We start from the raw sequence: 23555 nt of genomic DNA, 5'->3' as shown, positions 1-23555 counted from the left end.
GCACTACGGTGCGGGCTGTCAGTGGCTCGAGAAAGCCCTTGCCGAGCATGGCTCGGCGCTACAGTGGGCACTTGCCATCGGTTAATACGAGGGACACAAACAAAAACACCGGCCATTGGCCGGTGTTTTTGATTCAGCAGCAACAGCCAAAGGGTCGTGCCGCCAAGGCCTTACTTACGCTTTTTACGCACGTACAAGACCAGCGAGTGTTCTTCCAGCTCAAAACCGTGCTCTGCCGCGATCTTCCGCTGCAGCTCCTCGATTTCCGGGCTTTCAAACTCGATGATCTTGCCCGAGTCCACGTCCACCATATGGTCGTGGTGGCCGCCGCGGTCCAGCTCATAAACCGCCTGGCCGCCTTCAAAGTTGTGCTTGAGCACCAGGCCCGCCGCTTCGAACTGGGTCAGCACACGGTAAACCGTGGCCAGCCCGATCTCATCACCGCAATCAAGCAGCTTGCGGTAGATGTCCTCGGCAGTGAGGTGGTGCTGATGGGGGGTGTTCTGCTCGAGCAAAGCAAGGATGCGCATCCGCGGATGCGTTACTTTCAAGCCGACTTTGCGCAGGTCATTGGATTCCATGGCCATCGTGTTCATTGGCGGTTTAACGCCAGTTATCTCCGGTCAGATCGCGCTGGGTGCCGGGGAGTGTATCATCGACCTGATTTCCTCAACCGCCCTACCTAATGCGCAACCTCCTGTTGATCGCCGTTGTCGCCCTGTCCACTACTGGCTGCGGCATCATCTACAAGCAGCCCATCTATCAGGGCAACCTGATCCGTGAACAGTCCGTGGCGCAGTTGCAGGTCGGCCAAAGCAAGCAGCAGGTCAACGCGCTGCTGGGCACGCCGTCCATCGCTGACCCGTTCCACGCCCAGCGTTGGGACTACACCGCCAGCCAGCGCGTGAACCGCCTGGGCAGGACCGAGGTGAAGAATTTCACCGTGTTCTTCGATAACGACCAGGTCACCCGCTGGGAAGGCGACTACTTCCCGACGCAGGATGCCGACCTGGCCCGCAACAGCGTGCGCCAGTTCGGCCGCAACCTGGCCAAGGACAAGAAAAAGGGCCGCTGAGCCAGCGCCCCTGCCGCAGAATCAATCGCCGCCGCGCGCCCGCCGGCGGCGATTCTCTTTGGGATCGGCCAGCAACGGACGCAGCAGCTCGATGCGATCACCGTCCAGCAGCCGCTGTTGCGGCTGCGCAAGCACACCGTGCACCGCCATTGCCACAGCATCGGCAGCGCCATCCAGCGCCGCCTGCGCTACCGCCTCGGCGACCGTGCAACCTTCCGCCAGCTCAAGCTGCCGGTGCTGGTAACGGTCCGGCCAGGCCAGCACCACGTCCACGCGCATCTTCAAGGCTCCTGATCGGCCACGCGCACGAAATCGTTGACCATGCGGTCAGCCAGGCCCTGGAAACCCAGCGCCAAGGCCGGCCCCAGCAGGCGCGAGGTCGGCTCGAACTCCAGCTCCAGGGTGACCTTGCAGGCACTTTCGGACAGGGAGTGGAACTCCCAGCGGCCATGCAGGCGCTTGAACGGGCCCTCGCGCAGCTTCATGTCGATGCTGTGCGGCCGCTGCAAGGTGTTTTCGGTCATGAACCAGGTACGGAACGAACCCAGGCCCAGATCGAGGCGGGCAACCAGTCGCTCCTCGCCCTGCTCCCGGATTTCCGCCTTGTCACACCAGCGGAACCGGCCAGGATAGGCGGCGACATCGTTGACCAGATTGAACATGCGCTCGGCGGAGTGTTCGACCAGCGCGCTGCGACGAATGGTAGTCATGGCGATACAGATACAGAAAGTGTTCGGGAAGCCCCCGAATCGGAGACAATACGGAAATGAGCACGAAACAAAGCAAGGATAAAGCAAAGAACGGGACGGCCGACAAAACCATCTCGTTGAACAAGCGCGCGCGCCACGAATTCCACCTGGAGGATCGGGTCGAAGCCGGCTTGGTGCTGCAGGGCTGGGAGGTCAAGGCCATCCGCGCCGGCCGCGGCAACATGACTGACGCCTACGCCTATGTGAAGGATGGCGAGATCTTCCTGATCGGCGCGCAGATCACCCCGTTGATCCAGGCCTCCACCCACACCGTTCCGGAAGACCGCCGCCAGCGCAAGCTGCTGCTGCACCGGCGCGAGATCGACAAGCTGATCGGCCGCGTCGAGCGTGACGGCTACACGCTGGTACCCACCGCGATGTACTGGAAAAAGAACAAGATCAAGATCGAGATCGCGCTGGCCAAGGGCAAGCAGAATCACGACAAGCGCGACACCGCCAAGGAACGCGACTGGGACCGTGAGAAGCAGCGCGCCATGCGTGCCCACAACCGCAACGCCTGATGCCTGCACAGCGCACGGTGCAGGCAGCCAGCGCGCAGGATGTGCAGGCGCTGTGCGCACAGCTGCTGGCCTTCAACCGCAAGGCCAGCGGCAATAGTTTCGATGAGCTGCCGCTGCAGCTGGTCATCCAGGGGGCAGACGCAAGGCCTTGCGCCGGCCTGTTCGGCGACATCTGCGCAGGCTGGCTCGCCATCCACGTGCTCTGGGTTGATCCCGAGCTCCGTGACCAGGGCCTGGGCGGCCAACTGCTGCTGCAGGCCGAACAACAGGCAAAGGCCGCCGGCGCACACAGCGTAGTGCTGGACACCTTCGACTGGCAGGCCGAGGGCTTTTACCTGCGCCACGGCTACGAGGTGTTCGGCCGACTCGCCGATTTCCCGCCCGGCCACCAGCGGATATATCTGCGCAAGCACCTCTAGTCGCGCAGCACGCCACATGGCGGGCAGCGCCACAGCAACGCCGGCCCAGCGCATCTGCGCATTGTGAAGTCCACAGATACGAGCAACCGCCGCATCGCCAACCCGCAAGCAACCAGCCGCTGCGGGCGTCGACTGGCCGGAACATGCTGCATGCTGCAGCCTCCGCAGCATGCGCACAGGCACTAGAACGTGTACTTCACCGTGGTGTGCAGGCGTGCCAGCTCACCTTCATCGCCGCCGGAGGTGTTGCGCTTGGCGCTCTCCGCGCTGTCGGGAAAACTGCTGATCGTCTACCCGAAGGATGTTCGACCAGGTTTCGCCGACCATGTCCTCAGCTTGCTGCATGAGACCAACGTTCAGCCCTCCGAGGTGCTGGAGGCCAAGGAACTGCAGAGCGCGCTTGGGCTGGTGGCCGCGGAGACCGGCATGTGCATCGTCCCCAGCGCTTCACGGCAGCTGCGCAGCGACATTGTCTACCGCCTCATCGAAGGGGAGCGGGCTACATCCCCGGTCATCCTCAACTACCGTCGGTCGGATGAATCCGAGTACATCCAGTTGGTCAAACAGCTCATCCAGGAGATGTATGCCGAAAACCCACCCTGGCTGGCGCATGAACACAACCTGCCAACACGACCAACGTTCCAGGACGAATGAACCAAACCGGCCCTCGACCAGTTCGCTTTCGGTTACATGCGCTGAGGTTGTGCGCGCACGCGCTGCAGCTGCCCGAGAGGGCTGTCGAGAGCAGCTTTATCCGCGCCAGATGCTTCAGCGCAACAGTTCCCGCCGCGACCGGCGGCGTTGCGTGCCGGGCGACCGCAGTGTTGCGCACAGCACGCTCAAGCTGACCACGTCCCTCAATTCGGCAACTTTGCGGTCATCCCCCGCCAGCCACCGGCGTGCATCTTCGGCAGCCTCCGGCGGCAACAAGGCCAGGATCGCGGCATCATCCAGGTCATTGGCCTGCAGCTGCAATTCCTGCGCAAGCTGCAACAGCCGCACGGTGTAAATCAACACCTGCGCCAAGGCAAAGGCCATTGCCACCAAGGCCACCCGTTCCACACCCGCCGGCGCCAACCCGGACCAGGGCGACTGCAACAGCAGCAACAACGTCACCGCCGCCAGGTAGATGCCCAACCAGCGCCGCCGCATCGAGCGCATCCGCCCCACCATTCCGGCACAGAACAGCAGCATCAACGGCGCCACCTGCGGCCAATGACCCCGCCCAGCCAAGACCGCAATCAGCACCACCATCAGCAACACCGCATAGACCAGCGCAGGCGCCAAGGCCCGCCGCCGGAACCCAGCCCCTACATCGCCCGCCAATGATTGCAGGCTGCGCACATCGCGCTGCTGCATGACCGCCCTCACTTCACCAAACGTCCAGGCACTCATGCTCAGGCGTCAAACGTCGCAGAAAGGTCGGTGCGGCGTTAACTCCCACGCACGACCCGCCGCACAAGGACTTGCTGCCTCGGCAGCCATCGAAGGGATAGTTGACTAGACTAGCGGCCTGATCTGGAGCTCATTCACGATGGATCGCTGGTACACCGCAACGCTGCTGTCCTTGATTGCCCATCAGATCGACGCTGCCTTCTGGCATGAGTGGGAAATGTTCCGGGTTCCCGGCGGCATCCAGGGCTTTCTGGTATTCAACGCTGTGGCGGTCGGCATACTGCTGCACGGCTATCAACACGTTGTGCTGCGCACGCCGAACGCAAGGCGTTACGCCCTGCTCTGCGGAGGCATGGGCGTCCTTACCGCCCTGCTGCATGCTGGCTTCGCCTTGGCAGGCCGCCAGGAATTCCATCTGCCGCTGTCAATCGCGACCATCATCGCCTGCCTGATGACCGGCTCAATGCTCGTATTCAAGGCCTTGAAGTCGCGCTGATTCCGCGCCCGCGTTCCTCCACGTCAACGGCCTGCTCATCGCTATAAGCCTGCAGCAGGCGGTTGATCTGCAAGCGTGCCCGGGCAGTTGCGAATACGCTGCCGATCCAGCGTCGAACGCCGGAAGCGTCAGTCGCTGGCCAGAAGCACCCGGAAATCGTCAACCAGGCGCTTCCGGCTGCTGCGGTCGTACTCGGCGGGTGAAAAAGGCATCGCAGCGTTGGCGTAGTCATCGACCAGCTTCAACAACTCACTTCGCCTGATACCCGCAGGTTCGGTTTCGGTTCCGTTGCGGGTAAGCGCTACAAGCTTGTCCTGGAGAAATTCCTTTTTAGCGATGCCCGCACCGCTGGACGGGGCCGCGACACACAGGCCAAACGTGCCATTGAAAAAGTGCGGCAGCAGACTCGCTACCTTCGCCTCCACCGCGGACACCTCCAGGCCGCAGCTCCTCAGGTGCCGCTCAAGCTCTCCCGCGAGCACGGTGCTCACCGCGTCGCGCTCTTCGCCGGGCGCCGCCTGATCGGCAATCAAGGCCCATCGAGCGCATTCCGGCCTGAAAAATTCCCCTTCAATCGGCTCGCTGATCGCTGTCTCGCCGAATGCTGCCGAGCGGATCACACCATTGCTGCAGGTGTAGGACGCCGCCGGTACGGCCTGGGCCGCCAGCAGCGCATCAAGGCGGGCAGACGAAATGTTGGCGAGCGAGGCGAAGGTGGGTTTATCAACGAAATGACTGCTCAAATACGCTTCCAGCGTCACGGGGTGCTCCTAAGATATCGGTGCTACGAATGAAGCGGGCATTCTGCTTCATCCAGCCGACCTGCCGCAGGCTCGCAGAGCAGAACGTTGAGCACCGGGACCGCAAGCCTTCCATCGACAGAGTCGGATGCGCGCTTATCACGTGACTGTTCAGGTTCTTTGCCGTAGCATCCTCCCTGTCAGCGAGGTTTCTGCTCTGTTTGGTCGGCACGAAAGGATCAGAACCTTTACAAATCAACGCTTAACCGGGGGTGCACTGGTTTCGACGGGGGTTGTGAAGTCGCTTGGCGCATGCCGAGGGGGTAGCTTTCCTCGTAAATCCAGCTGCAAAACTCTAGTTGCCAACGACGACAACTACGCTCTCGCCGCTTAAGGCGTAAGCCCCGAACCCACTTGTGCCCGTGCTCGTGGATGTAGGGTCATTATCACGGAACCGGCTGTGACGGCTGCCTGTCAGTCACGGCTTAACCAAAACAGGCTGGTCCTGGGGTGCGCTTTGCACACCGTGCTGCCACAGGGCGAGATCCAACGGTGAGCTAAGCATGTAGTGCCGGGGATGGAGTGCCTTCGGACGGCGGTTCAATTCCGCCCACCTCCACCAATGAAGTGGCCGTCAAGGCCCGAAACAGGCCGGAAACCCAACAACAACAAGGGTTTCCGGCCTTTTTTGTTTCCGCGCCTGTGCGCCGTTGTGCGTTTCAGTCTGTGCGACGGTGGGGGTACAACATGGGGTATCTGGGGGTTACCCCGGAGTCGATACCCCCAAGACCGCCCGAGTCCACATGCCCCTGTCCGATCTCGCAATTCGCCGCGCCAAGCCCGGTGACAAACCCCTGAAGCTCTCTGACGGTGGCGGCTTGTACTTGCTGCTTCAGCCGACCGGTGCCCGTTACTGGCGCTGGAAGTACCGCGTAGCCGGCAAGGAGAAGCTGCTTGCCCTGGGCATCTACCCCGATGTCCCGCTTGCCCTCGCCCGGCAGCGTCGTGAGGATGCTCGCCAGCTGCTGGCCAGAGGCGTCGATCCCGGGGAGCACAAGAAGGCAGCAGCCGCTGCACGCGCCGAGCTGGGCGCCAATACTTTCGAGGTAATCGCCCGGGAATGGCTGACCAAACGTGACTGGGTGGATAGCTACCGGATCAAGGTCGCGGCATGGCTCGACAACGACGTCTTCCCCTGGATCGGCAGCAGGCCGGCGGCAGAGCTGGAGGCCACCGACTTCCTGGCCGTTGCCCGGCGAGTCGAGGGCCGCGGCGCCATCGAGTCCGCCCACCGCATCATGCAGAACTGTGGCCAGGTCATGCGGTACGCCATCGCCACCGGCAGAGCCAAGCGAAACCCGGTCGCCGACCTACGTGGCGCCCTCGCCTCGCCGCCTGACAATTCATTCGCTGCGGTTACCGACCCGGACGAGCTGGCGCCATTGCTCCGGGCGATGCACAGCTACAGCGGGACGATGGTTGTACGCTGCGCTCTGCAGATGGCACCGATGGTCTTCCTGCGCCCTGGGGAGCTGCGGCAGGCCGAATGGGCAGAGTTCGATCTGGATGGAAAGACTTGGACCATCCCGGCATCGCGCATGAAGATGCGCCGGCCCCACTTGGTGCCGCTTTCCGAGCAGGTGCTGGCAGTGCTGGGAGAGATCAAGCCGCTCACGGGCCGGGGGCGCTACGTGTTCCCGTCTGCCCGGTCACGCGACAGGCCGATGTCCGAGAACGCCGTCACCGCGGCGCTGCGCCGCATGGGTTACGAGACCGGCACTGTCACCGGCCATGGGTTCCGGGCGACGGCGCGCACCATTTTGGACGAGGTGCTGGGCTTCCGGCCGGACATCATCGAGCACCAGCTGGCGCATGAGGTCCGGGACCCGAACGGCCGATCCTACAACCGGACATCACACCTGCCGGAACGCAGGAAGATGATGCAGGAATGGGCTGATTATCTGGACAAGCTGCGGGCTCAGCCGGCCAAGTCTATATAGTCGCCCTCCCACCGAGCTGCCATCGCCTCGAACTTGGCGGCCTCCCGACGCAGCTTGTCGGCGCCGGTGCTGCTCCTGTGCCTCGATCGCCAATCGCCGGACGCTGCTGCGTCCACCTGCCGGGCCTGGTCCCACAGTGATGCCGCCCGCTTTCGTGCCCACTGGGCCTTCCTGCTTGTCGTCGTCATGGAGCCAATATTGAGGCCGGTCAATCGCACCGATCGCGACGCACTCAAGCATCCGTGAATAGTCCTGATTCGACTTGCACGCGTCCATAACGGACAGTACTATGTCCAAACACGACACTTTGGGAGGTTGCGCGATGGATTTTAAATACGCGTTTTGGAACAACAAGGGCGGCACGGGGAAGACCAGCTTGGCGTTTCAGGCGATCACTCGCTATGCAGCCGTCAATCCTGGAAAGCGGGTCCTTGTCCTTGACATGTGCCCTCAGGCAAATCTTTCAGAGTTGCTTTTGGGTGGGCTTAATAATAGGGGCAGCGAGAAATTACTCGGACAGCAAGGGTTGGTTCCCCGCTGCAGCATTGGCGGTTACTTTCAAATGCGTCTGCCGTCCCCATACTCGCCACCTACATTCAACTCTCACGACTTCATTACCAACCCTGCCAGGTTCAACGCTGGGATCCCGCACAACATCGACCTCGTGTGCGGCGACCCACTGTTGGAATTGCAGTCCAACGCCGTTAATACTTTGGCGAACAACAACATTCCGGGCACCAATGCATGGATTGCCGTCATTGACTGGCTGAGTGACTTCCTCAAGCAACTCGAGTCCGAATACGACACCGTCTTCATCGACTGCAATCCCAGTTTTTCTTTGTACACACAGATTGCACTAGCGACTTCAGATCGAATTGTTCTTCCTGTGATGGCGGACGATTCCTCGCGCCGGGCAATTCAGAACGCGTTTTCACTTGTCTACGGGCTCAAGCTTCCATCGGAGATTTACTCCGCATACGCATTCGCGACAAAGCTGAAAGCTGCTGAGCGTGCGCTTCCAAAAGTTCACCTCATCGCGAAGAATCGGCTTACTCAGTATATGGGACCTGCCTCAGCCTATGTGGCGGTTCTCCGTTCGATTGAGCAGGACGTGGGGGCGCTCATGGTGACGAATCCAGAGCTCTTCACGTTCACGGGCATCAACGATGCTTTCGTGGAAGTACGGGACTTTCAGACGACTGGTGTTGTTGCGTTCGCCAAAGGACTGCCCTTCCACTCAGTAACGGTCGGAAAGCAAACCATCAATGGGCATCGCGTTGAGGTTAAGTCGGCGTACCTCAATGATGCCAGGGACGCAATTGAGAAATTGGCCGCGCGCCTGTAACCATCGATCGCTCCAGTCGAAGTCTCGTAGATGCGTTACGCCCAGAACCCGCAGCTTGCGTGACGGAGCAAGGATGTGGGACCTGCGGGTGACGATCACGCTGCTGGGAACGACCAAGAGGTGGCTGGGTGACGCATCGTGATCAGCTGGGCTCACGAGTCACGAAGTGATGGGTCCGCACGAAGCTATTAACTGCCGAGCCAAGCTCGGCAGTCCCCGCTGGAATAGATCGAGGAATAATTTGCAGTCCGGAATGTCGTTCGACTGCAGTGCCGAGCTTACCTCGGCACCCTCACCTCAGCCGCGGGCTGCTTGCTGATCAGTGCCTGCAGCACCATCTTCTCCCGCGATCGACGGCGAGGCTTCACCGGCCTGCTCGGCAAGTCATCGCCCCGCGCAGCGATCCAGCGCTCTACCCACATCTTGCCCTGGCGGTAGGAGCCGGCATTGAACCAGAAGGACCGGCCCTGCCAGTTGAGGGTGCCGGCCACCCTGCCCGCCTCCAGCTTCAGGACCGCCACGGTCGCGTAGTTGAAGCACAGGTAGCAGGTGTCGGGGTTATCGAGCCAGTTGTAGGGGGTCGGGAGCATCGAGTTAGCGTGTAGCCAACTGCTCTCAAATCGTGCGATCAGCCGGCTTCTGTACACGGACATCTAGGCCACTCCAGATGCGTCTCCGACTACACTTACCCCTCACTTACGACAAGGGGTGGGCAGATTGAAGTTGTACCGAGGGATTACCTCCGCCTCCTTCAATGATGGGTCCGGGATTTCGAGGAAGGGACCGGCGAGGACGGGGCAGGTCTACGCCAGCGACGACACGATAGGAGCAGGAGCCACCGACATCTATGTTTCAGAATGCGTGCAAAATGCTCTGACCCTTACTGCAGTCGATAGCCGCCAATATCCGCATTCATGGCTCAGTTTCAGCCTCTCAAGGGAGGTGGCGATCTGGTTTGCGGGCCAGAAAGGGACGCTGGTTGAAACAGACACTGTCTTGCTTGCCGAGTGCGGAATCGAGTTTCGTGAAAATTCGACAAGGGTTCCCTGGGAGCAAGAAGTGAGTATCGATCTATCGTCTCACGAAAAGCTGCCGCTCGGCACGATTACCTCCTTCACCGAGATAGATCAAAGCGAGTTCCGGCGCGCGGTGGCGCGGCTTTGGGCGGAGCATCCTGAAATCCGACTATTTGAAGACGTCCTGCTCTCTCCTGACTGAGAGTGCTCGTTTCGAATAGCAAAAGGACCACAGCACTGGGTTGAGAAGTATTTAAGCCGCGATCTTGTGCTCGTAGAACGGGTGCCGCTTGTCATCGAAGATCGCGTACAGGGCCTGCAGGTTCGCGGGGTCCGGGTTGAGCCAGGCCTCGATGTGCTCAGGCTTGATGTTGATGATGGTCCGGTCATGGCCGGCGGCGGCCACCTCGGGCTCCGGCTCGTCGGTGATTGCCGCGAAACTCAGCAGATCCGGCTCCTGGCCCTTCGGGTCAGTCCAGTGTGACCACAAGCAGGCCACCAGCATCAGCTCGCCATTGCGAGGGGTGAACTGGACCACCCTGTTCTTGCCGTCTTCGCCCTCCACGTTCTCGTAGAAGGTGTCGACCAGTAGCAGGCCATGCGTGTGGCCGAACTCCCCCTTCCAGAAGCCCTCCAGCTTGTCGCGCCGGGCGTTGTAGGTGCCCGGGTACTTCTCATCGTAGAACGCTGGCTTCCCAGCGGGACGACACTGGTACCGCATCGGCTTCACAACCATCTTGCCGCCCTCGCTGACCAGCACCGGACAGTAGTACCCAGGGAACATGCGGGAATCCCGGGCTTCAAGGTTTGCGCGCTTCAGGTCGGCAATCCTGCGCTTAGTCTGCTCGATCTTGTTGCCGGCGATCCGCTGCTCGTTCGCCGCGGTCTTCGTGGGCTTGGTGGCCAGCTTCTGCTCGGCAGTGGCCAGACGCTCGGCCTGCCTGGCCAACTCCGTCTCAAGCTGTGCGACTTCCTCGTTGTCCCATTCCCGAATCTCGGCAGCAATAGCGCCCACGCTCGAGTCACCGGGCCGGAGGAACGACAGATCCAGCGCCCTGGGCGTCTTCGGTCGGCGGGTCTTGTTGTTGTCGCGCAGCCAAAGCTGAGCAAACAGCCCCAAGTCCACCACTGCACCGAATTCGCGTACGAACTTCTTGTAGTCGGCTTCGATCTGAGCTGAATAGCACACGCGTCACCTCCGTTTGACCGGAGCATAACGCCCACCAGCTTTAGGATTTGTCCATGGACGCCAAATTGACCCGCGCCGAGCTGAACCACCGCCTGGACGACCTCAAGGCCCGGGCAGCCACGATCGCCAAGTCCAGCCCCGAAGGTGAGCAGGCCGAAGAGGTCGCCGGGGAAGCCGAGGTTATCGAGCAGTACGTGGCCCCGGCCGACTGGATCTACTTTCACCAGCGCGTGGAGAAGATCATCCGGGATGCAGGCATGGTTGAGCCGGGAGTTGACGATGAATGATCAGCAAAGGGCCGACTACGAGCTGGCGTTCAATGAGATCCGGCACGCGCTGCAGCAGCACGGCGAGTGTGAGCAGTTCTGGGAAGTCTGCGACGACGTAGAAGAGCGCCTGATCGACCAATACCCCGAAGACGAGACGGCGATCATTGAGCTGGTGGCCACATGGCTAGTGAAGCTTGGCGTGTATCCAGAGGGCAGCTTGCAGGGGTTCATCTAGCCCTATAGGACTGCAGCTCATCCCGCAGCTCACAGGACAGAAGGCGGTTGTGGGGACGCATAGCATCGGCGGCCACGATGCCGTGCAGCATCAGGTCGACGGCAACCCTCCAGGGAAGAGTGCGAATTCGGATGTCCATTGTGGCTGGGCTGTTCATTGCATGTGCCGCCAATGGGTTGAAGAAGCCTCATTGGGTGCAGACAAAGAAAATAACTTAGGTCTATAGAACCGGGACGTAGATATGGACGCACCAACCGCATCCACGAGGCACGCCCGTGATCCACAACCAAGCCCCGGTACTTGTTGCCCATGCCGCACTGCAGTCCGCCTACCGCGCGTGGCTGGACTGCATGGATCTGCAGGATGATTACGACAGCGCGGAAAGAGAGTACGGCATCGCGCACCCACTCTCCGCCTCGGAAGGACTGAAGGCTCAACAGGGGCGCGATGTATTGAATCGCGCCCTAGACCTTCTGCTTCGGGATGCGACCCAGCGCAATGCCATCAACCTTTCTGAGTGGGCGCGCTAGATCAGCCTCGCCTGGCTGTCGTTCCAGCTCTTGATGATCAACTCCCCGGCTGCCGTGTCGCGGCCCTCTTTGCCCAAGGTATAGCGCAGTTGCAGGGGTACAAAGTCGAAACCGGCGAAGACCCGGCGGATCTCTGGGTGATCGTTGATCGAAAGCACTACCTTGCCCTTGGCCTGCCGCATCCAATCGGCCATCCGCTCGTACTCAGCGAAGGGGAATTCCACGCCGTAGCCTTCCGTTTCCCAGTACGGCGGGTCCCAGTAGTGCAGCGTCGCCTGCCGGTCATAGCGCTCGACGACCTCGTGCCATGGGCCATGCTCGACGATGACGTTGGCCAGCCGCAGGTGGACGGCACTCAGCTCCTCCTCGATGCGCAGCAAGTTGAGCCGCGGGCCACTGCCACTGGCAACGTAGCCGAAGCTCTGGCCTTGCACTTTGCCGCCGAAGGCCAGCTTCTGCAGGTAGTAGAACCGGGCGGCCCGCTGGATGTCGGTCAGGGTCTCCGGCCGCTCCATTTGGGCCCATTCGAACATCTGCCGGCTCACCAGCGACCAGCGGAACTGGCGGATGAACTCATCGAGGTGGTGTCGAATGCACCGGTATAGCCGCACCAGCTCTCCGTTGATGTCGTTGATGACCTCCACAGGGGCGGGATAGGGGCGCATCAGCAACGCGGCCGCGCCACCGGCGAACGCTTCGACGTAGCACTCATGGACCGGGAAGTGGGGATACAGGTGTTTGATCAGCCGGCGCTTGCCGCCGGGCCAAGGGATTGCAGGATTGGGCATGTCTCACCTTTTGCGATGTTGATCGCCGAGACTTGCCGCGCTCTCGAGAGCAACAGGGCCTCGGCCAAAGCCACCTGGTGAGATCAGGTGTGTTGCAGCGGCGGTCTGGCACTTGCCGGTGTCGGGCCGCCGCCCTGTCTTTTCAGCCCGTGAGGCTGACTACTACGTGGGTCTGGGGGGCTGTGTTGCCTTGAGGTGGCGAAAGGTCAATTGCCTGGACGGATGCTAGTGCCTCGACCGAGCCGTCTTCCCCAAGCACGGAGATTGTCTGCGTATCGAAGCCGCTGATCGGGTCTGCCATGCGTCACTCCTCCCATAGGACTGCAGTGTGGGTCGTGGGTGACGTGCCGGCGGTGCACCCAAAAGCACCCCCGAGGCCGATGTAGGTCCGGGGCACGGTGCCCACTAGGGTTGCCTCAAATGTCTGACCCTCGGTGACTTCGCCCGCGATGTTCGAGGCCGTGCCGACCAAAGGACGCCACTTCGGCAGCGGCACGAAATGCAATGGCAATTGCGGAGACAACCCTACCTTCGAATCGTTCACCGCGAATGGAACAAAGCCCAATGCGCCGCCGGTCGTGAGCGAGAACGACGGGAGGTACCGGGCAACAACGGATTGAGGAGCCAGGGCGCGCTGGCCGTTGGCCGAGGGCCCGACCACAACGACCCCTTCGGCCGTAGCGGCCCCCGTATTGTCGTTGACGCGCTCCACGATCCAGTCGCAGCAGCCGGTATAGGCTGCGGGGTAATACCCGAGCCCGAATGAGATGGCGAAAAAGCCTGCAGAATGGGTGGCATAGCACGTTGTCGAGGCAGTGCTCGAGGCCGTACCAGGCACTGACGAGATCACGGCGGTGGACGTAGCCGCAACGAGGTTGCCGGCCCCATCGGTCTCTTTGCCGATCTGTAGCGTCGTTGCATAACGGTTCGTGCTCGCACCGACTCCAAACTGAAACTTCAAAAATACGGGGGCAGCGGACTGCAGAGGGTCGTTAAAACGCCAGACGCTGTAGCCCGCGAAGGTCGCGACCGAGGGGAGAGCTACGGTTGCAGAGTTGATCTGCCCGGTGTCGGTCGTGCGTACCAGCCCGCAGGCGGCGAGCAGGCTCTCAACCTCAGACACGAAGGCTCGGAAGTTCGCATCCGAAGCCGTGGAGTTGAGCGTGATGGTTCGAATAACGCGGGGCACGAGTTAGCTCCTGAATCCAGTGAGGGTCAGCGTCGCGGCTTTGATGCCGACGCAGGCAGTGCAGACGAACTGGAGGGTGTCGCCGGCGGCGATGTCCACGTCCCACAGTGAAAGGTCCGACACGATGCCCTTATCGACGTTCGAAAGCGTAGGTGGTGAGCCGCCACAGATGCTGTTGAGGGACGTCGGGGGGTATGTGGCAAACGACGTCTTGCGAATGTCGATCTGGACCGTGCCCACCCGGTCTGCGATCAGCGCGGCGCCGGTAACCGTGAACCCGAATGGCACATACAGGGACTGAGCTGCGCCCACTTCGATGACACCGGCCCCGCCACTAAAGCTGGCGGTAGGGAAGCAATGCGAGGACGGTCCCGGCACGCCGGCGTCCCCCTTCTCACCCGGAGTGCCTGGCGAGCCCTGCAGGTTGCCAACCACCGACCACGCGCCCGCCGCTTTCGCATAGACGTCATTCGTGGTGGTGCGCAAGTAGTAGTCGCCGTTTGCGCCCAGGGAGCTCGCCGGCACGGCGGTGCCACGCAACCAAGCGCTGCCGGAAGTGCCGTTCGCGCCCTTCAGCGGCACACCGACAGGCCATGCACCAGCTGCTTTCGGACCGTAGAGCATTGGGGCCGTCGAGCTCGGCCAGATCGCATAGTCCCCGTCTTGCCCTTGGCCCGCGGTCGGCGCGGCGGAGACGGTAATGATCGTGCTGCCGCCCGAGAAGTATGGAAGGTCGTTGTAGCGCGTCACGCCATCGCCGAGCTTCATCTTCAGCGTGTCAGTCTCGATGACAAGCTCTCGCCGCAGCGGCACTTCATTGAGCGCAGCCACGGCGGCTTCGGCGCCACCGCGCACCAGGAACCGGTAAGAAATCACCTCTGCCATCAGGTGATCTCCCCGGCATCGATGATCACTTCCGGCCGCGTCCAGGTCGGCGCCAGGATCTCGGCTCCGGTCGGCGGGCTTGGCCCCAGTGTCAGGTCGACCTGCGCACGGAAGACCTGCAGGCTGGGACCAGCATCGTTCAGCGAGTACAGCTCGATGACGTAGGCCCCAGCAGCCGGTAGCCTGATCGTCGCAGTTGTGCCGGCGACGTCCTCGCGCGAAGTGACAGGTACAAGATCGCCGGTCAGAACGCGAACGCCGAACCGGGTCAGCGGCGCCGGGGTGATCGATGGCATCAGGGCGTCGAACAGCTGATCAGCCTGGGCGTCCCGATCCCGGGATGCCCAGGTCACCACGATGTTTCCTGTCACTGCCACAGGCGCGGCAGGGTACAGCGTTCCGTTCACAGCGCATCGCGCGGGTGGGTACGGGCGCCCCACGCGACCGACGATGGGCACCGTGATCGTCAGCGCGCTTGCAGTATCCAGGATCTGCGTGCCGGTCGACGTCAGCAGCTTCACCCGCACGGACTCACCCGACGCGTACTCGACCAGGTCGGAAACCCCAGCGTCGTCGTAGAACCACACCTGGCTGCCAGCGGCATGCTCGGCCGGCATCGTGTCCGCACACCCACGCCCCAGCGTGATCACCCCGGCATCCGTATCCACGGCATCGACCCGTACGATCTCGCCGCCCCAGAGAGCCGCGGAGCCCACAGCGATGGTATCGGCATGGGTGATCGACGTCACCGGGATGGACTGCTCGAGACGGCCGATGACGGCGGTCAGCGGATCGCCAGCGACGAAGGCCACCGGGCACCATTCGCCGACGCCGTCCTGGGCGTAGGCGCCTGTCACGTCCGCGACAGCAAGCACGAAGTTCCGCCCACCATCTGCGGGCTGATCTGCCGCCGCGATCATGTAGCCCGCGTCGGCCGCGAGCACGTCTAAGTTCGCGCGGTCGATCCGCTGCACAAGCTCGATGTAGGGCGCTTCAAACGCAACCTGTTGGGTGATCGGGTGCGCAGTCGGATCCGGGCGCGTATCAACCCCCGGCTCAACCTCAACAAATGCGCTGGCCGGCAGGCTATAGGTGTCCTCCGAGGCCACCAGCTTCACGCCGCCGCTCTTGAGCGTTCCGCTTTGCTTCTCCCCGAGCAGGCAAACCATCTCCGCGATGCGCCGCTTCGGCGACTTCAGCCGGAAGTACTGGTTCGGCCGGATCGCGCGTACAGCATCAGGGATCACGACGAGCTCTTGGGCCCTGGTCGGTGTTGCCCCCAGCCTCACGTCACGCTCTGCGAGCCGCGTCGCAAGCTCAGCTGTGGGAGCCTCCGGATACTCAACATCCTGGTGGATCAGGCCGAAGGCATCGATCAACGCCAGAACTTGTGCCGGCGGCGTGTTGATCGACTCCTTTTTGTTGGGGTCGAAGTACTTAACGCTGATGCTGTTCACGGCGCCATCAAGGATCGACGGCTGCATCTTGAAGTCCAGGATGTCGTCATCGCCGATGATGGGCAGGTCTTCGAGCACATACTCCCCACGGGCAAGGTCGAGGTAGTACTGGCCGTCGACCAGGCTGCGGCTGACGCTGCCGCCGATCAGCTTGCAGATGCGCTGTTCGAACTCTTCGACGCTCTCCGAAGATGGCGCATATTCCGTCGTGATACCGAAGCCTTCCGAGTAGAGGCGGTCGGCCGCTGCACGGAAACTAGCGTCGTTCATGTTCGCCAACGGCTCCCTGCCGATCTCGCCATGCGTGCGCACGTAGTACAGGGCATGTGCTGGGTTCATGCCATACAGCCGGCTGTCGGGTACCGCCGGGATGTATAGCTGAAGTAGGTTATGGAAGCTGTTCCCGGCACCGGCAGGCCGGACCGTGTACTGGGTGCATTCAAGTGCGCGCGGGATGTAAGAGAGAGTCACGACCCGGGAGGTCGTGTTCCCGGCGTGATACGGCGCCTGCAGATCCGTCCGGTTGATCGCTTCGAGGACGGCATTGAGCCCCGACTTCATCGAAGCCTCGCCGACCCACTCCGTGTCATAGATTACGTCCTGCGTGTCCTGGTCGCGCACAATTGCGCGCCGCGGCAGGTTTGCGGCCAGCCAAGCGTTATCCCACTCCAGAACAAAGAGCATGCTCTTTGAAAGCCGGGCCTGCGCGCCAGCAGTCCAACTGAGCGAAGATTGGATGGAAGTTGCCATCCGACCTTCCGTCACACCACCGAAATGGTTGAAGCCGGCGATTAGGTCCGGCTCAACACCGGGCGTACCGGCCATGCGGATCGCGGCTTTTTCTGGATACCAGCATTCACCATCCCACCCGGAGAGAATTTTCCGGATCTTGTGACTGCCCTTCTGAGGGTATGGGTTCATCGCACCCCATTTGCCTTCAAAAGCATAGGTAGCGACGCCGCGCCACGCTGGTTGTTGGGGGCCGAAGATCCGCGCCAGCCGTGCGCTGGGCTGCTGGTCGGCTTCGCCAAACATCAGGTCAATCTCGCCCACGATACCGCCCTGGTCTTTCTCGCCCCCCCACAGATTCGGGGCATTGATTCGTATCGTTTGGCTATGCGTGGCCACGCCGCTCCAGGCGGTCTTATCGCCGCCGCGCAGCTCCAGGTACGCATCGATCGGACCGATCCCCAGCCCTCCATGAATGCCGAGCTCGTACCAATAACCAACCGTGACCTTTTTCGATTTACCGCCCACTGACACACTCCCTTGCCCAGTTCACCAGCGCCTGCGCCATCGCATCCCCCGTCCCTTCCAGTTGTGCTGCTGGAATTCCCTCTCGTATGAACCGGCTCCAGTCCAGCCGGTGCTGCAGGAAGAAGGAATGCGCTCCACGGCGACAGAAGCCACCCCGGGCGCTGAAGCCCGGAATGGTGCGCAAATGAGCAAGCGTGACGATCAGTTCGCTCACTTCTTGCCTCCCTTCGTTTTGATCGGCTTTGTTCCGGTCACCCGCCATGCCTGGAAGAACTCATCGCTCACCCAGCAGTCCCCGAAGTGATGTTTCACGTCTGCGCCGTCTTCTACGGTCGGGGCGTCACCGGCAACGGGCTTCGGCTTCTCGGACTTGGGCCGCATCGCATACGAAATAGCTGCGGATACGACGAGGATGATCAGCTGCACGACCCACCAATAGACGGCCTTCGCAGGCTCTCCAGCAGGTGGCGGCACAAGACTGGCGACGGCGAGCCGGATCAGCTGCAGGATGACCACAAAGACCGCGAAACAGAACGTAGCCACCTTCGCAGCGCCACCCCGGGGGGTATCGAGCCAGAAGTACCTTGCTCGCCATGCATAGATGTTCGCTCGGTGGCGAATGTGTCGAATCAGCCCCATGACATCGACACTCCGTCCAAGGGATTCTTCACAGGCTTGTAGATGCTGCCGCCATAGTTGAGGGTGTTGTCACGGGCGAGGCATGCCGACCATGTACGCGGGCACGTCGGCCAGGAGCTGACGACCGCACCCACCGCAAGCCCGTCGGCCCCGAACATCAATGCAACCGTGTCACCTGCGTGACCGGTGATCGAGCGCCGCTCGATAATGCCGTTGGGTCGCGCCCAGGTGATGTAGCCCCCTCCCAAGGGGAACGGAGCGGATGCGAACTCCGCCACGGTGATGCCGGCGGTGGTGACCGAGGTCACCACACCGTTGACTTCGTACAGCGCTGCATCGAGGTTGCAGCCCCGAATGCCAGTGGAGTAAGGCGTCTTCCCGCAGGTGCGCTGCCACTTCATCCCTTGGCCGCGCGCACGGCCGAGCCCATTGGTCGGCTCACAAAGGAGCTCGAGCTCGGTGTCGGTGAACTTCGGCTGCGTTACTTCGCCCATCCACTCGACCGTCGGTGCATTGCCTTCGCCGGCGTCGTAGCCCAGGCAGACAACAGTGACCGGATCTGATGGGATGGTCGGGAACCAGTTGTCACCAAGGGGCTGCGTCGACGGATATTCCAAAGCCGATGGGTCGAGTAGGTACGCACATTTGATGCTGAGCTTGTCTTTCGCGCGCTCGGCGGTCTGCTTGATGTCGCCTCGCTCAATCTGGGCTGACGTGTAGACCTTCCCATCAACCACAAGGGCGCGGTCGGCCGTGCAGTACCGCCAGACCAGGTTCTGCCGCGAGAACACGAACAGATGGACGCGCTTGCGGCCGAAGCGGTTAGGCTGCATCGGGAACAACCTCCGACCACCCAGTTGTGACTGTGGCAACGCCATCTGCATCCGTGATGTGCTGCAGCTCGATGTCGTCGCTGGCAAGTGTGCACAGCGCAAGGAACGAGATCATGCGGATCCTTGCCGCCGGGATCGCGGTGTTGGCCAGCGGCTGGTCCAGCATCAGCGTCTCGACGGCGCTGGCAGCTGTGGCGTCAATGATCCGGCGGTACAACACGGTGCCATCCTGCAGCTCGATGCGCAGGTCACGGCGATTGGGGCGGCCGAGGCCATAGAGCGTATAGCCCGCCCACTCGACCTGCAGCGTGGTGCTGTTGGACGGCACACTGAAGAGCGGCTTCAGGTCCGCTGCCCAGCTCGGCACCCATACTGGATTCCCGCGCCCCTCCAGCGTATAGAGCAGCGAGCGGAACCATGTGTGCTCATCACGGCCGAATAGCTTCCAGTGGCTCTGCTGCGTGCGCAGCGCCAGTTTGCTGATGTCGTGGACGAAAGGCTGTGCGCTCCCATAGTCCACACTCTTCAGCAACCGCTCCAGCGTGCTGGCAGGGTCGGTGCTTTCATCCGGCCGGACGGTGAGCACGGGGTGCCCCAGGTACAGCGTTGATGCAGTCAGCGACGGCCATTCGCTAGCCCCACGGATGTTGAACGTGAGCGTCCGGCGGCTGACGTCGTCGCTCAGGTGTGTCTCCTCCGCATCACCCTGCAGTCGGGCAAGGCGCAGCGGGTACAGACGGGCGCCTGCTGCTACGGCTGCGGACACAGGGGCCGTGAGCTGCAGCTGGCTGCCCGTCACGCTGGCGACGTCCACCGCTTCCCACGTTGTGACATCGGTGTATAGCAATGCCTGGCCGCCGGCAACGAAGTCCCGGCCGGCGGTGTCGCAAGCGATGTTCACATCACCAGCGGTCACTGTGGCGGGCAGGCACTGCACGTCCGGCCAGACCGGCAGCAGCCACTGCCCGCTGTGCCCGGCTAGCAGCATCGCTGCCACGCGCTTCTCCCGTGCCCCAGCGAGGATGCGGAAGGAGAGTGAGCGGCGAGGCCCAAGCCGCAGGCCGGTATGCACGCTCAATGCCGTAGCATCACCACGCAGCACCTCCGTCGACCAAGACAGCGTTTCCTGGACGCCTTCGCTCCAGTCGGGTGCCACGGGCCAGATGGGCGGCTTGTTGGCGGCAAAGCCCATCAGGTATTCCACTCGGCACGGATGGCCTGGCCGTTCTGACTAGCGACGTTGACTATCTGCTTTTCCGTCGCTGGGTGATTTGCAACAGCCTGCGCAAGTGCGTCCAAGTCAAAGAGGTTGTACAAGCGCAGCGCGGCCGAACCCCCAGCCTGCGCAGCACGTGTGGCTGATGTGTTGACCCTGCTCCAGTTCGGGCCGGCGACGGAATCGTTGGCTGCAATGCGACCCCCATCGGCAAACTGTTGCCAGTCATACAGCGCAGACATCCCGCGCTGGTTGAAGTCGTCCAGAAACGCGTAGGCACCCGGCTCACGTGCCGAGGCGGCGCGCACCATGAATTCATCATTCGATGCCCATATCGGCACATCGTCACTGGTGCCGGTACCGGAACCACGAATTCGGCCGCCAGTGGCGTACTCGGCCGCGGAGAGCAGGGAAGCAATGGTTGCACCTTGCGCGAATGCTGCAGCGATCGCCGGGATGTTCTGCGGCCAACCTTGCTTGCTGGCCTCGGCGACGTTCTGCGCCAGCGCGACCGCAGCCTGCGCGACGGCAAAGCCCTTTGAAATTGCGAAGAGCACGCGGTACGTGCGACTCTGCTCGCCAGCATGGCTCTTGGCCATTTCAGCAAGACTGCCGAATGCATCCGCGGCCCCAGCCAGCATCACCTGGTGGCGTGCACTCTCAATGCGCGCGAGCGCATCTTCGTGCTGCTGCTTCAGCGCTTGTTCCTGCTGGTTCCACATTTCATCCGAGATCTTCTTCTCGGCGCGGAACTTGTTATTCAGATCCAGCTGGGTCTGGTACCAGGCTTCCAGTTCGGCCTGGGCGTCGCTGATCTTGTTGAGCTCTCCGAATGGCCCAGCAATCTCCGGGCTGATGCCCTGAAAGGTCGGCGCCTTCGTGAAGGATCCGGTGAATATCTTCTGCAGGGTCTCGTCGTAGACAGCCTGATCCGCGATGCCGGCCTTGATGGCTGCGTTCAGCACGTTGATCTGGTCGATCGCCTTGTCCAGCGCTGCCTCTGCGGGTGTGCGGAGGGCATCGGTCAGCTGCTCATAGCTCCGCCCGGTCTCTTCGATGAGCTTGCGATTCTTCTCCGCTTCTTCGCGCCGCGCACGCTCGCTGTCGAGCAGCTGCGATTGATCCACCAGCTGTTGCTTTACAGCCTCGCTGGCGTTGCGATATGCACCCTGCTCCACCTCGTAGCGGATCCGCGCGAATTCGCTGGTACGCTGCTGCCCCTCGCCCAGGTCAGCCAGCAGCGCAACTTGCCGCTCAAGATTGTCGATCTCGCGCAGCGCGGCATCATCTGGCCCAGCTTGTTTTGCCGTGGAAGTCCCGCTTTTCGGCTTTCCACCATCGGTTTCCTTCTCAATGGCCGCCTTGAGCTTCTCATACGAGCCATCGAACAGGCGCTTGTCCGAAGGGTTCGCCACCGCAATCTGGTTGTACTTCTCGACCAGTTCATTGAGCCGTTGCTGACGCTCGACCTTCTTGTCGATACGCGCCATGTCCCGGTCGACGGATGCCGCTGCGCGCACCGCCTGGTCTTGCACCCGCAGTTCCTCAGCTTTGGCCGCGGCTGCCTCATCCTGCAAGCCCTTGCGTTCCCGCCACTGCGCGATGTTCTGCTGCTCCAGCGCGATGCGACTGCGCAGCTGCTGTTCGGCCCGCGCAGCCTCTGCTTTGTCTATGCCCCCGATCGCAAGGCGGCGCTGCACGTCCAGCCGCTGGTCATTCAACATCAGGATGCCGCGCTGGCCAGCAGCAATGCGGGCTTCGGCATCGTCCCGACCTATGTCCTTGACCTGTTGCCACACGCTGCGCACGGAGTCCCGCACGTCGTACCACGCCCGCTCCAGGGAACCGGCGTTGGCACGCATCTCAGCAACACGCGTTGCGGTAGCAGCCGCCAGTGCATCGGTTGCTACGCGGGTAGCCTCCTGTGCCCTACCCTGATCTTCCAGCGACTTGACGTTCTCGTACACCTCGAGCGTGAGGAACCGATAGCGCTCGTTGAGCTTCAGCAACCCCTCGGTCGGAGCATCTGCCAGCGTCAGCACTTCGGCCGTGGTCTGCTCGATGCTGCGCCCCGTCAACTCGGCTAGATTCACGGCCGCCGCGCCCGACGCCTCCAGTGCATCAGAAACTACTTTGCCCGATCCAGCCAAGGCCTCCAGCGCAGCTTGGGCATTGCCGTAGTTGCCGGTCGCGCCCCCAATTTCGTTGCGCATGCCGGCCAAGGCGCTGCTGGTCACTCCAGCGCTGTAGCCGGTGGAGATGAGCGCGGAGTCGAATGCACGCATCTCGATGTAGTTGCTCACGACTGCTGCAGTGAGGCCACCAACAGTGGCCAACACCCCGGCGATAGCAAGCCCAGCACCCGACACGAGGCCGCCCATCAGGCCGGCCTCGTTGCCCATCTGCATGATCTGGCTGCCGGCAAGCTGCCACTGTCCGCTCACGGCGTAGCTGACCATCTGCGAAAGGTTGCGCTGCGCGCTGGCCGATTCCAGATTGAGCCCCGCCATCGCAGACGCTGCCTGCCGTGCGCCATCACGCACGGCCAGCAGCTTGGCACGCTCGTTGCCAATCGCGGCCATCGCACGGTTGTATTGCTCGCGCGAGATGCGGCCTGCGTCAACCGCCGCTTTCAGCTGTGCCTCGTCCTTGACCAGGCGCTGCAGGCCTGCTGTGGCCTTGTCATAGCGGGATACGGTGGCCTGCAGTGTCTTGCCACTCTTCTCCGCCTCGCGGTCGAGCTTGACCTGCTCTTCGTTGAGCCTGGACAGCGCCTCATCGTACTGATCGGTAGTGACCAGCCCCTTGCGCATTGCCACATCGAGCGCGGCTTCAGTGTCGGCCAGATCATCGGCGCTGCTGGCCCCTCGTGCGAGCCGAGCTTCGAGTTGACCGATCAGCGCAATTTCCGCCGCAACGTTCTGCTGCGTAGTGCGACTGGCAGCGGCAAGGGACTGGTAAGCCGTGGCCTGTTGCTGCAATGCCCCGGCTACGCCCGACTGCGCGGGTACAGCGCTGGCTTGCTCTGCGTCCAGGAGCGCGCGCGCGCCCTCCAGCTCGGCGAGCGACTTCTGCACCATGTCGCGGATGCGATCGGTGCCGGAGCCGGATCGGCTGCTCTGAGCCAGCTTGTCATTGGCACCCACTGCCGCATCACCCAGCGCACCCAGATCCCTGGAGGTCCCGGTGATTTCACGACGGGCGGAATCAAAGTCCGCCCGTGCGCGCATTGTCAGCTCAAAGTCGCGGTTTGCCACGTTGCGATTTCCTCAGTTCCCTTACCCGCGCCTGTGCCGCTTTTACATCCCATCG

Annotated in this window: 27 protein-coding genes and 1 other RNA gene; 12 read left to right on the top strand and 16 right to left on the bottom strand. The window is 62.2% G+C overall.

Translation table 11 applies throughout. The annotated features are described in order from the left end of the window. Positions 1-170: 170 nt before the first annotated feature. Positions 171-581, bottom strand: a complete 411-nt coding sequence (gene fur / locus ABE493_RS08015) for a ferric iron uptake transcriptional regulator (RefSeq protein WP_057629813.1) — start codon at positions 579-581, stop codon at positions 171-173. Positions 582-685: 104 nt separating this feature from the next. Here fur and ABE493_RS08010 point away from each other — a divergent pair, with 104 nt between their 5' ends. Next, positions 686-1075 (top strand): outer membrane protein assembly factor BamE, encoded by a 390-nt coding sequence (locus ABE493_RS08010; protein WP_346498411.1) that lies wholly within the window; start codon positions 686-688, stop codon positions 1073-1075. Between the two features lie 21 nt (positions 1076-1096). On the opposite strand, the gene ABE493_RS08005 is transcribed toward ABE493_RS08010, so the two are convergent. Both ABE493_RS08005 and ABE493_RS08000 read right to left on the bottom strand, forming a co-directional pair. Next, the gene (locus tag ABE493_RS08005; protein ID WP_346498410.1) at positions 1097-1354 is read right to left on the bottom strand and encodes an RnfH family protein; all 258 of its coding nucleotides are present in this window, start codon (positions 1352-1354) and stop codon (positions 1097-1099) included. 2 nt (positions 1355-1356) lie between these two features. Continuing rightward, a complete protein-coding gene (locus ABE493_RS08000) occupies positions 1357-1785 on the bottom strand; it encodes a type II toxin-antitoxin system RatA family toxin (RefSeq protein WP_346498409.1) in 429 nt (142 codons plus the stop codon). A 56-nt stretch (positions 1786-1841) separates the two neighbouring features. Here ABE493_RS08000 and smpB point away from each other — a divergent pair, with 56 nt between their 5' ends. From smpB to ABE493_RS07985, 3 genes are all read left to right on the top strand, one after another. Next, positions 1842-2345 (top strand): SsrA-binding protein SmpB, encoded by a 504-nt coding sequence (smpB, locus tag ABE493_RS07995; RefSeq protein ID WP_346498408.1) that lies wholly within the window; start codon positions 1842-1844, stop codon positions 2343-2345. After that, positions 2345-2764 carry a GNAT family N-acetyltransferase gene (locus ABE493_RS07990; RefSeq protein ID WP_346498407.1) on the top strand — a complete coding sequence of 140 codons (420 nt, stop codon included), beginning with the start codon at positions 2345-2347 and terminating at the stop codon, positions 2762-2764. The genes smpB and ABE493_RS07990 overlap by 1 nt, the downstream gene beginning before the upstream one ends. Before the next feature lie 189 nt (positions 2765-2953). Continuing rightward, positions 2954-3418, top strand: coding sequence for a LysR substrate-binding domain-containing protein (locus ABE493_RS07985; RefSeq protein WP_346498406.1), 465 nt, complete (start codon positions 2954-2956; stop codon positions 3416-3418). Between the two features lie 114 nt (positions 3419-3532). On the opposite strand, the gene ABE493_RS07980 is transcribed toward ABE493_RS07985, so the two are convergent. Next, positions 3533-4159 carry a hypothetical protein gene (locus tag ABE493_RS07980; RefSeq protein WP_346498405.1) on the bottom strand — a complete coding sequence of 209 codons (627 nt, stop codon included), beginning with the start codon at positions 4157-4159 and terminating at the stop codon, positions 3533-3535. Positions 4160-4298: 139 nt separating this feature from the next. On the opposite strand from ABE493_RS07980, the gene ABE493_RS07975 reads away from it, so the two are divergent. Further along, the gene (locus ABE493_RS07975) at positions 4299-4655 is read left to right on the top strand and encodes a DUF6713 family protein (protein ID WP_346498404.1); all 357 of its coding nucleotides are present in this window, start codon (positions 4299-4301) and stop codon (positions 4653-4655) included. 128 nt (positions 4656-4783) lie between these two features. Here the strand turns inward: ABE493_RS07975 and ABE493_RS07970 are convergent, their stop codons facing one another. Next, positions 4784-5416, bottom strand: coding sequence for a DUF6058 family natural product biosynthesis protein (locus ABE493_RS07970; protein WP_346498403.1), 633 nt, complete (start codon positions 5414-5416; stop codon positions 4784-4786). A 247-nt stretch (positions 5417-5663) separates the two neighbouring features. On the opposite strand from ABE493_RS07970, the gene ssrA reads away from it, so the two are divergent. From ssrA to ABE493_RS07955, 3 genes are all read left to right on the top strand, one after another. Next, positions 5664-6017: a transfer-messenger RNA gene (ssrA, locus tag ABE493_RS07965) on the top strand. A gap of 181 nt (positions 6018-6198) precedes the next feature. Next, entirely contained in the window at positions 6199-7395 is a 1197-nt protein-coding gene (locus ABE493_RS07960; protein WP_430980731.1) for a tyrosine-type recombinase/integrase, read from the top strand. 289 nt (positions 7396-7684) lie between these two features. Beyond that, positions 7685-8740, top strand: coding sequence for a ParA family protein (locus ABE493_RS07955; protein WP_346498402.1), 1056 nt, complete (start codon positions 7685-7687; stop codon positions 8738-8740). Positions 8741-9018: 278 nt separating this feature from the next. On the opposite strand, the gene ABE493_RS07950 is transcribed toward ABE493_RS07955, so the two are convergent. After that, positions 9019-9330 carry a hypothetical protein gene (locus ABE493_RS07950; RefSeq protein ID WP_346498401.1) on the bottom strand — a complete coding sequence of 104 codons (312 nt, stop codon included), beginning with the start codon at positions 9328-9330 and terminating at the stop codon, positions 9019-9021. A 271-nt stretch (positions 9331-9601) separates the two neighbouring features. On the opposite strand from ABE493_RS07950, the gene ABE493_RS07945 reads away from it, so the two are divergent. Beyond that, complete coding sequence (locus tag ABE493_RS07945; RefSeq protein WP_346498400.1) at positions 9602-9958, top strand: hypothetical protein; 357 nt, start codon at positions 9602-9604, stop codon at positions 9956-9958. A 51-nt stretch (positions 9959-10009) separates the two neighbouring features. Here the strand turns inward: ABE493_RS07945 and ABE493_RS07940 are convergent, their stop codons facing one another. Then, positions 10010-10945 (bottom strand): SOS response-associated peptidase family protein, encoded by a 936-nt coding sequence (locus ABE493_RS07940; protein WP_346498399.1) that lies wholly within the window; start codon positions 10943-10945, stop codon positions 10010-10012. A gap of 53 nt (positions 10946-10998) precedes the next feature. On the opposite strand from ABE493_RS07940, the gene ABE493_RS07935 reads away from it, so the two are divergent. From ABE493_RS07935 to ABE493_RS07925, 3 genes are all read left to right on the top strand, one after another. Further along, positions 10999-11232 carry a hypothetical protein gene (locus ABE493_RS07935; protein WP_346498398.1) on the top strand — a complete coding sequence of 78 codons (234 nt, stop codon included), beginning with the start codon at positions 10999-11001 and terminating at the stop codon, positions 11230-11232. Beyond that, positions 11225-11449, top strand: coding sequence for a hypothetical protein (locus ABE493_RS07930; RefSeq protein WP_346498397.1), 225 nt, complete (start codon positions 11225-11227; stop codon positions 11447-11449). The genes ABE493_RS07935 and ABE493_RS07930 overlap by 8 nt, the downstream gene beginning before the upstream one ends. A 275-nt stretch (positions 11450-11724) precedes the next feature. Next, on the top strand, positions 11725-11979 hold the full coding sequence (locus ABE493_RS07925; protein ID WP_346498396.1) for a hypothetical protein: 255 nt from the start codon (positions 11725-11727) through the stop codon (positions 11977-11979). Here the strand turns inward: ABE493_RS07925 and ABE493_RS07920 are convergent. The 9 genes from ABE493_RS07920 to ABE493_RS07880 all read right to left on the bottom strand — a co-directional run bounded on the left by ABE493_RS07920 (position 11976) and on the right by ABE493_RS07880 (position 23500). Continuing rightward, positions 11976-12767, bottom strand: coding sequence for a DNA adenine methylase (locus ABE493_RS07920; RefSeq protein ID WP_346498395.1), 792 nt, complete (start codon positions 12765-12767; stop codon positions 11976-11978). The genes ABE493_RS07925 and ABE493_RS07920 overlap by 4 nt on opposite strands. A gap of 304 nt (positions 12768-13071) precedes the next feature. Next, complete coding sequence (locus tag ABE493_RS07915; RefSeq protein ID WP_346498394.1) at positions 13072-13956, bottom strand: hypothetical protein; 885 nt, start codon at positions 13954-13956, stop codon at positions 13072-13074. 3 nt (positions 13957-13959) lie between these two features. Further along, on the bottom strand, positions 13960-14841 hold the full coding sequence (locus ABE493_RS07910) for a hypothetical protein (RefSeq protein WP_346498393.1): 882 nt from the start codon (positions 14839-14841) through the stop codon (positions 13960-13962). After that, positions 14841-17555 carry a hypothetical protein gene (locus ABE493_RS07905; RefSeq protein ID WP_346498392.1) on the bottom strand — a complete coding sequence of 905 codons (2715 nt, stop codon included), beginning with the start codon at positions 17553-17555 and terminating at the stop codon, positions 14841-14843. The genes ABE493_RS07910 and ABE493_RS07905 overlap by 1 nt, the downstream gene beginning before the upstream one ends. Beyond that, positions 17545-17769 (bottom strand): hypothetical protein, encoded by a 225-nt coding sequence (locus tag ABE493_RS07900; RefSeq protein WP_346498391.1) that lies wholly within the window; start codon positions 17767-17769, stop codon positions 17545-17547. The genes ABE493_RS07905 and ABE493_RS07900 overlap by 11 nt, the downstream gene beginning before the upstream one ends. Next, the gene (locus tag ABE493_RS07895; protein WP_346498390.1) at positions 17766-18194 is read right to left on the bottom strand and encodes a hypothetical protein; all 429 of its coding nucleotides are present in this window, start codon (positions 18192-18194) and stop codon (positions 17766-17768) included. Before ABE493_RS07895 ends, ABE493_RS07900 begins: the two co-directional genes overlap by 4 nt. Continuing rightward, on the bottom strand, positions 18185-19027 hold the full coding sequence (locus ABE493_RS07890) for a phage BR0599 family protein (protein WP_346498389.1): 843 nt from the start codon (positions 19025-19027) through the stop codon (positions 18185-18187). Before ABE493_RS07890 ends, ABE493_RS07895 begins: the two co-directional genes overlap by 10 nt. Then, entirely contained in the window at positions 19017-20219 is a 1203-nt protein-coding gene (locus ABE493_RS07885; RefSeq protein ID WP_346498388.1) for a hypothetical protein, read from the bottom strand. Before ABE493_RS07885 ends, ABE493_RS07890 begins: the two co-directional genes overlap by 11 nt. Continuing rightward, positions 20219-23500 (bottom strand): phage tail length tape measure family protein, encoded by a 3282-nt coding sequence (locus tag ABE493_RS07880; RefSeq protein WP_346498387.1) that lies wholly within the window; start codon positions 23498-23500, stop codon positions 20219-20221. The genes ABE493_RS07885 and ABE493_RS07880 overlap by 1 nt, the downstream gene beginning before the upstream one ends. Positions 23501-23555 lie beyond the last annotated feature (55 nt).

This window comes from Stenotrophomonas terrae (genome assembly GCF_039674165.1).
Lineage (GTDB): Bacteria > Pseudomonadota > Gammaproteobacteria > Xanthomonadales > Xanthomonadaceae > Stenotrophomonas > Stenotrophomonas terrae_A.
The sequence above is the reverse complement of the archived record's forward strand: the minus strand, read 5'-3'. Positions and strand labels throughout refer to the sequence as shown.

What these genes read in the sequence shown, in the direction of transcription:
- ABE493_RS07960 (WP_430980731.1), top strand. Translation starts at nt 6,199, where the DNA reads ATGCCCCTGTCCGATCTCGCAATTCGCCGCGCCAAGCCCGGTGACAAA.
- ABE493_RS07910 (WP_346498393.1), bottom strand. Translation starts at nt 14,841, where the DNA reads ATGGCAGAGGTGATTTCTTACCGGTTCCTGGTGCGCGGTGGCGCCGAA.
- ABE493_RS07990 (WP_346498407.1), top strand. Translation starts at nt 2,345, where the DNA reads ATGCCTGCACAGCGCACGGTGCAGGCAGCCAGCGCGCAGGATGTGCAG.
- ABE493_RS07980 (WP_346498405.1), bottom strand. Translation starts at nt 4,159, where the DNA reads ATGAGTGCCTGGACGTTTGGTGAAGTGAGGGCGGTCATGCAGCAGCGC.
- ABE493_RS08005 (WP_346498410.1), bottom strand. Translation starts at nt 1,354, where the DNA reads ATGCGCGTGGACGTGGTGCTGGCCTGGCCGGACCGTTACCAGCACCGG.
- ABE493_RS07930 (WP_346498397.1), top strand. Translation starts at nt 11,225, where the DNA reads ATGAATGATCAGCAAAGGGCCGACTACGAGCTGGCGTTCAATGAGATC.
- ABE493_RS07955 (WP_346498402.1), top strand. Translation starts at nt 7,685, where the DNA reads ATGTCCAAACACGACACTTTGGGAGGTTGCGCGATGGATTTTAAATAC.
- ABE493_RS08010 (WP_346498411.1), top strand. Translation starts at nt 686, where the DNA reads ATGCGCAACCTCCTGTTGATCGCCGTTGTCGCCCTGTCCACTACTGGC.
- ABE493_RS07895 (WP_346498390.1), bottom strand. Translation starts at nt 18,194, where the DNA reads ATGGGGCTGATTCGACACATTCGCCACCGAGCGAACATCTATGCATGG.
- ABE493_RS07950 (WP_346498401.1), bottom strand. Translation starts at nt 9,330, where the DNA reads ATGCTCCCGACCCCCTACAACTGGCTCGATAACCCCGACACCTGCTAC.
- ABE493_RS07920 (WP_346498395.1), bottom strand. Translation starts at nt 12,767, where the DNA reads ATGCCCAATCCTGCAATCCCTTGGCCCGGCGGCAAGCGCCGGCTGATC.
- smpB (WP_346498408.1), top strand. Translation starts at nt 1,842, where the DNA reads ATGAGCACGAAACAAAGCAAGGATAAAGCAAAGAACGGGACGGCCGAC.
- ABE493_RS07975 (WP_346498404.1), top strand. Translation starts at nt 4,299, where the DNA reads ATGGATCGCTGGTACACCGCAACGCTGCTGTCCTTGATTGCCCATCAG.
- fur (WP_057629813.1), bottom strand. Translation starts at nt 581, where the DNA reads ATGGAATCCAATGACCTGCGCAAAGTCGGCTTGAAAGTAACGCATCCG.
- ABE493_RS07890 (WP_346498389.1), bottom strand. Translation starts at nt 19,027, where the DNA reads ATGCAGCCTAACCGCTTCGGCCGCAAGCGCGTCCATCTGTTCGTGTTC.
- ABE493_RS07935 (WP_346498398.1), top strand. Translation starts at nt 10,999, where the DNA reads ATGGACGCCAAATTGACCCGCGCCGAGCTGAACCACCGCCTGGACGAC.
- ABE493_RS08000 (WP_346498409.1), bottom strand. Translation starts at nt 1,785, where the DNA reads ATGACTACCATTCGTCGCAGCGCGCTGGTCGAACACTCCGCCGAGCGC.
- ABE493_RS07885 (WP_346498388.1), bottom strand. Translation starts at nt 20,219, where the DNA reads ATGGGCTTTGCCGCCAACAAGCCGCCCATCTGGCCCGTGGCACCCGAC.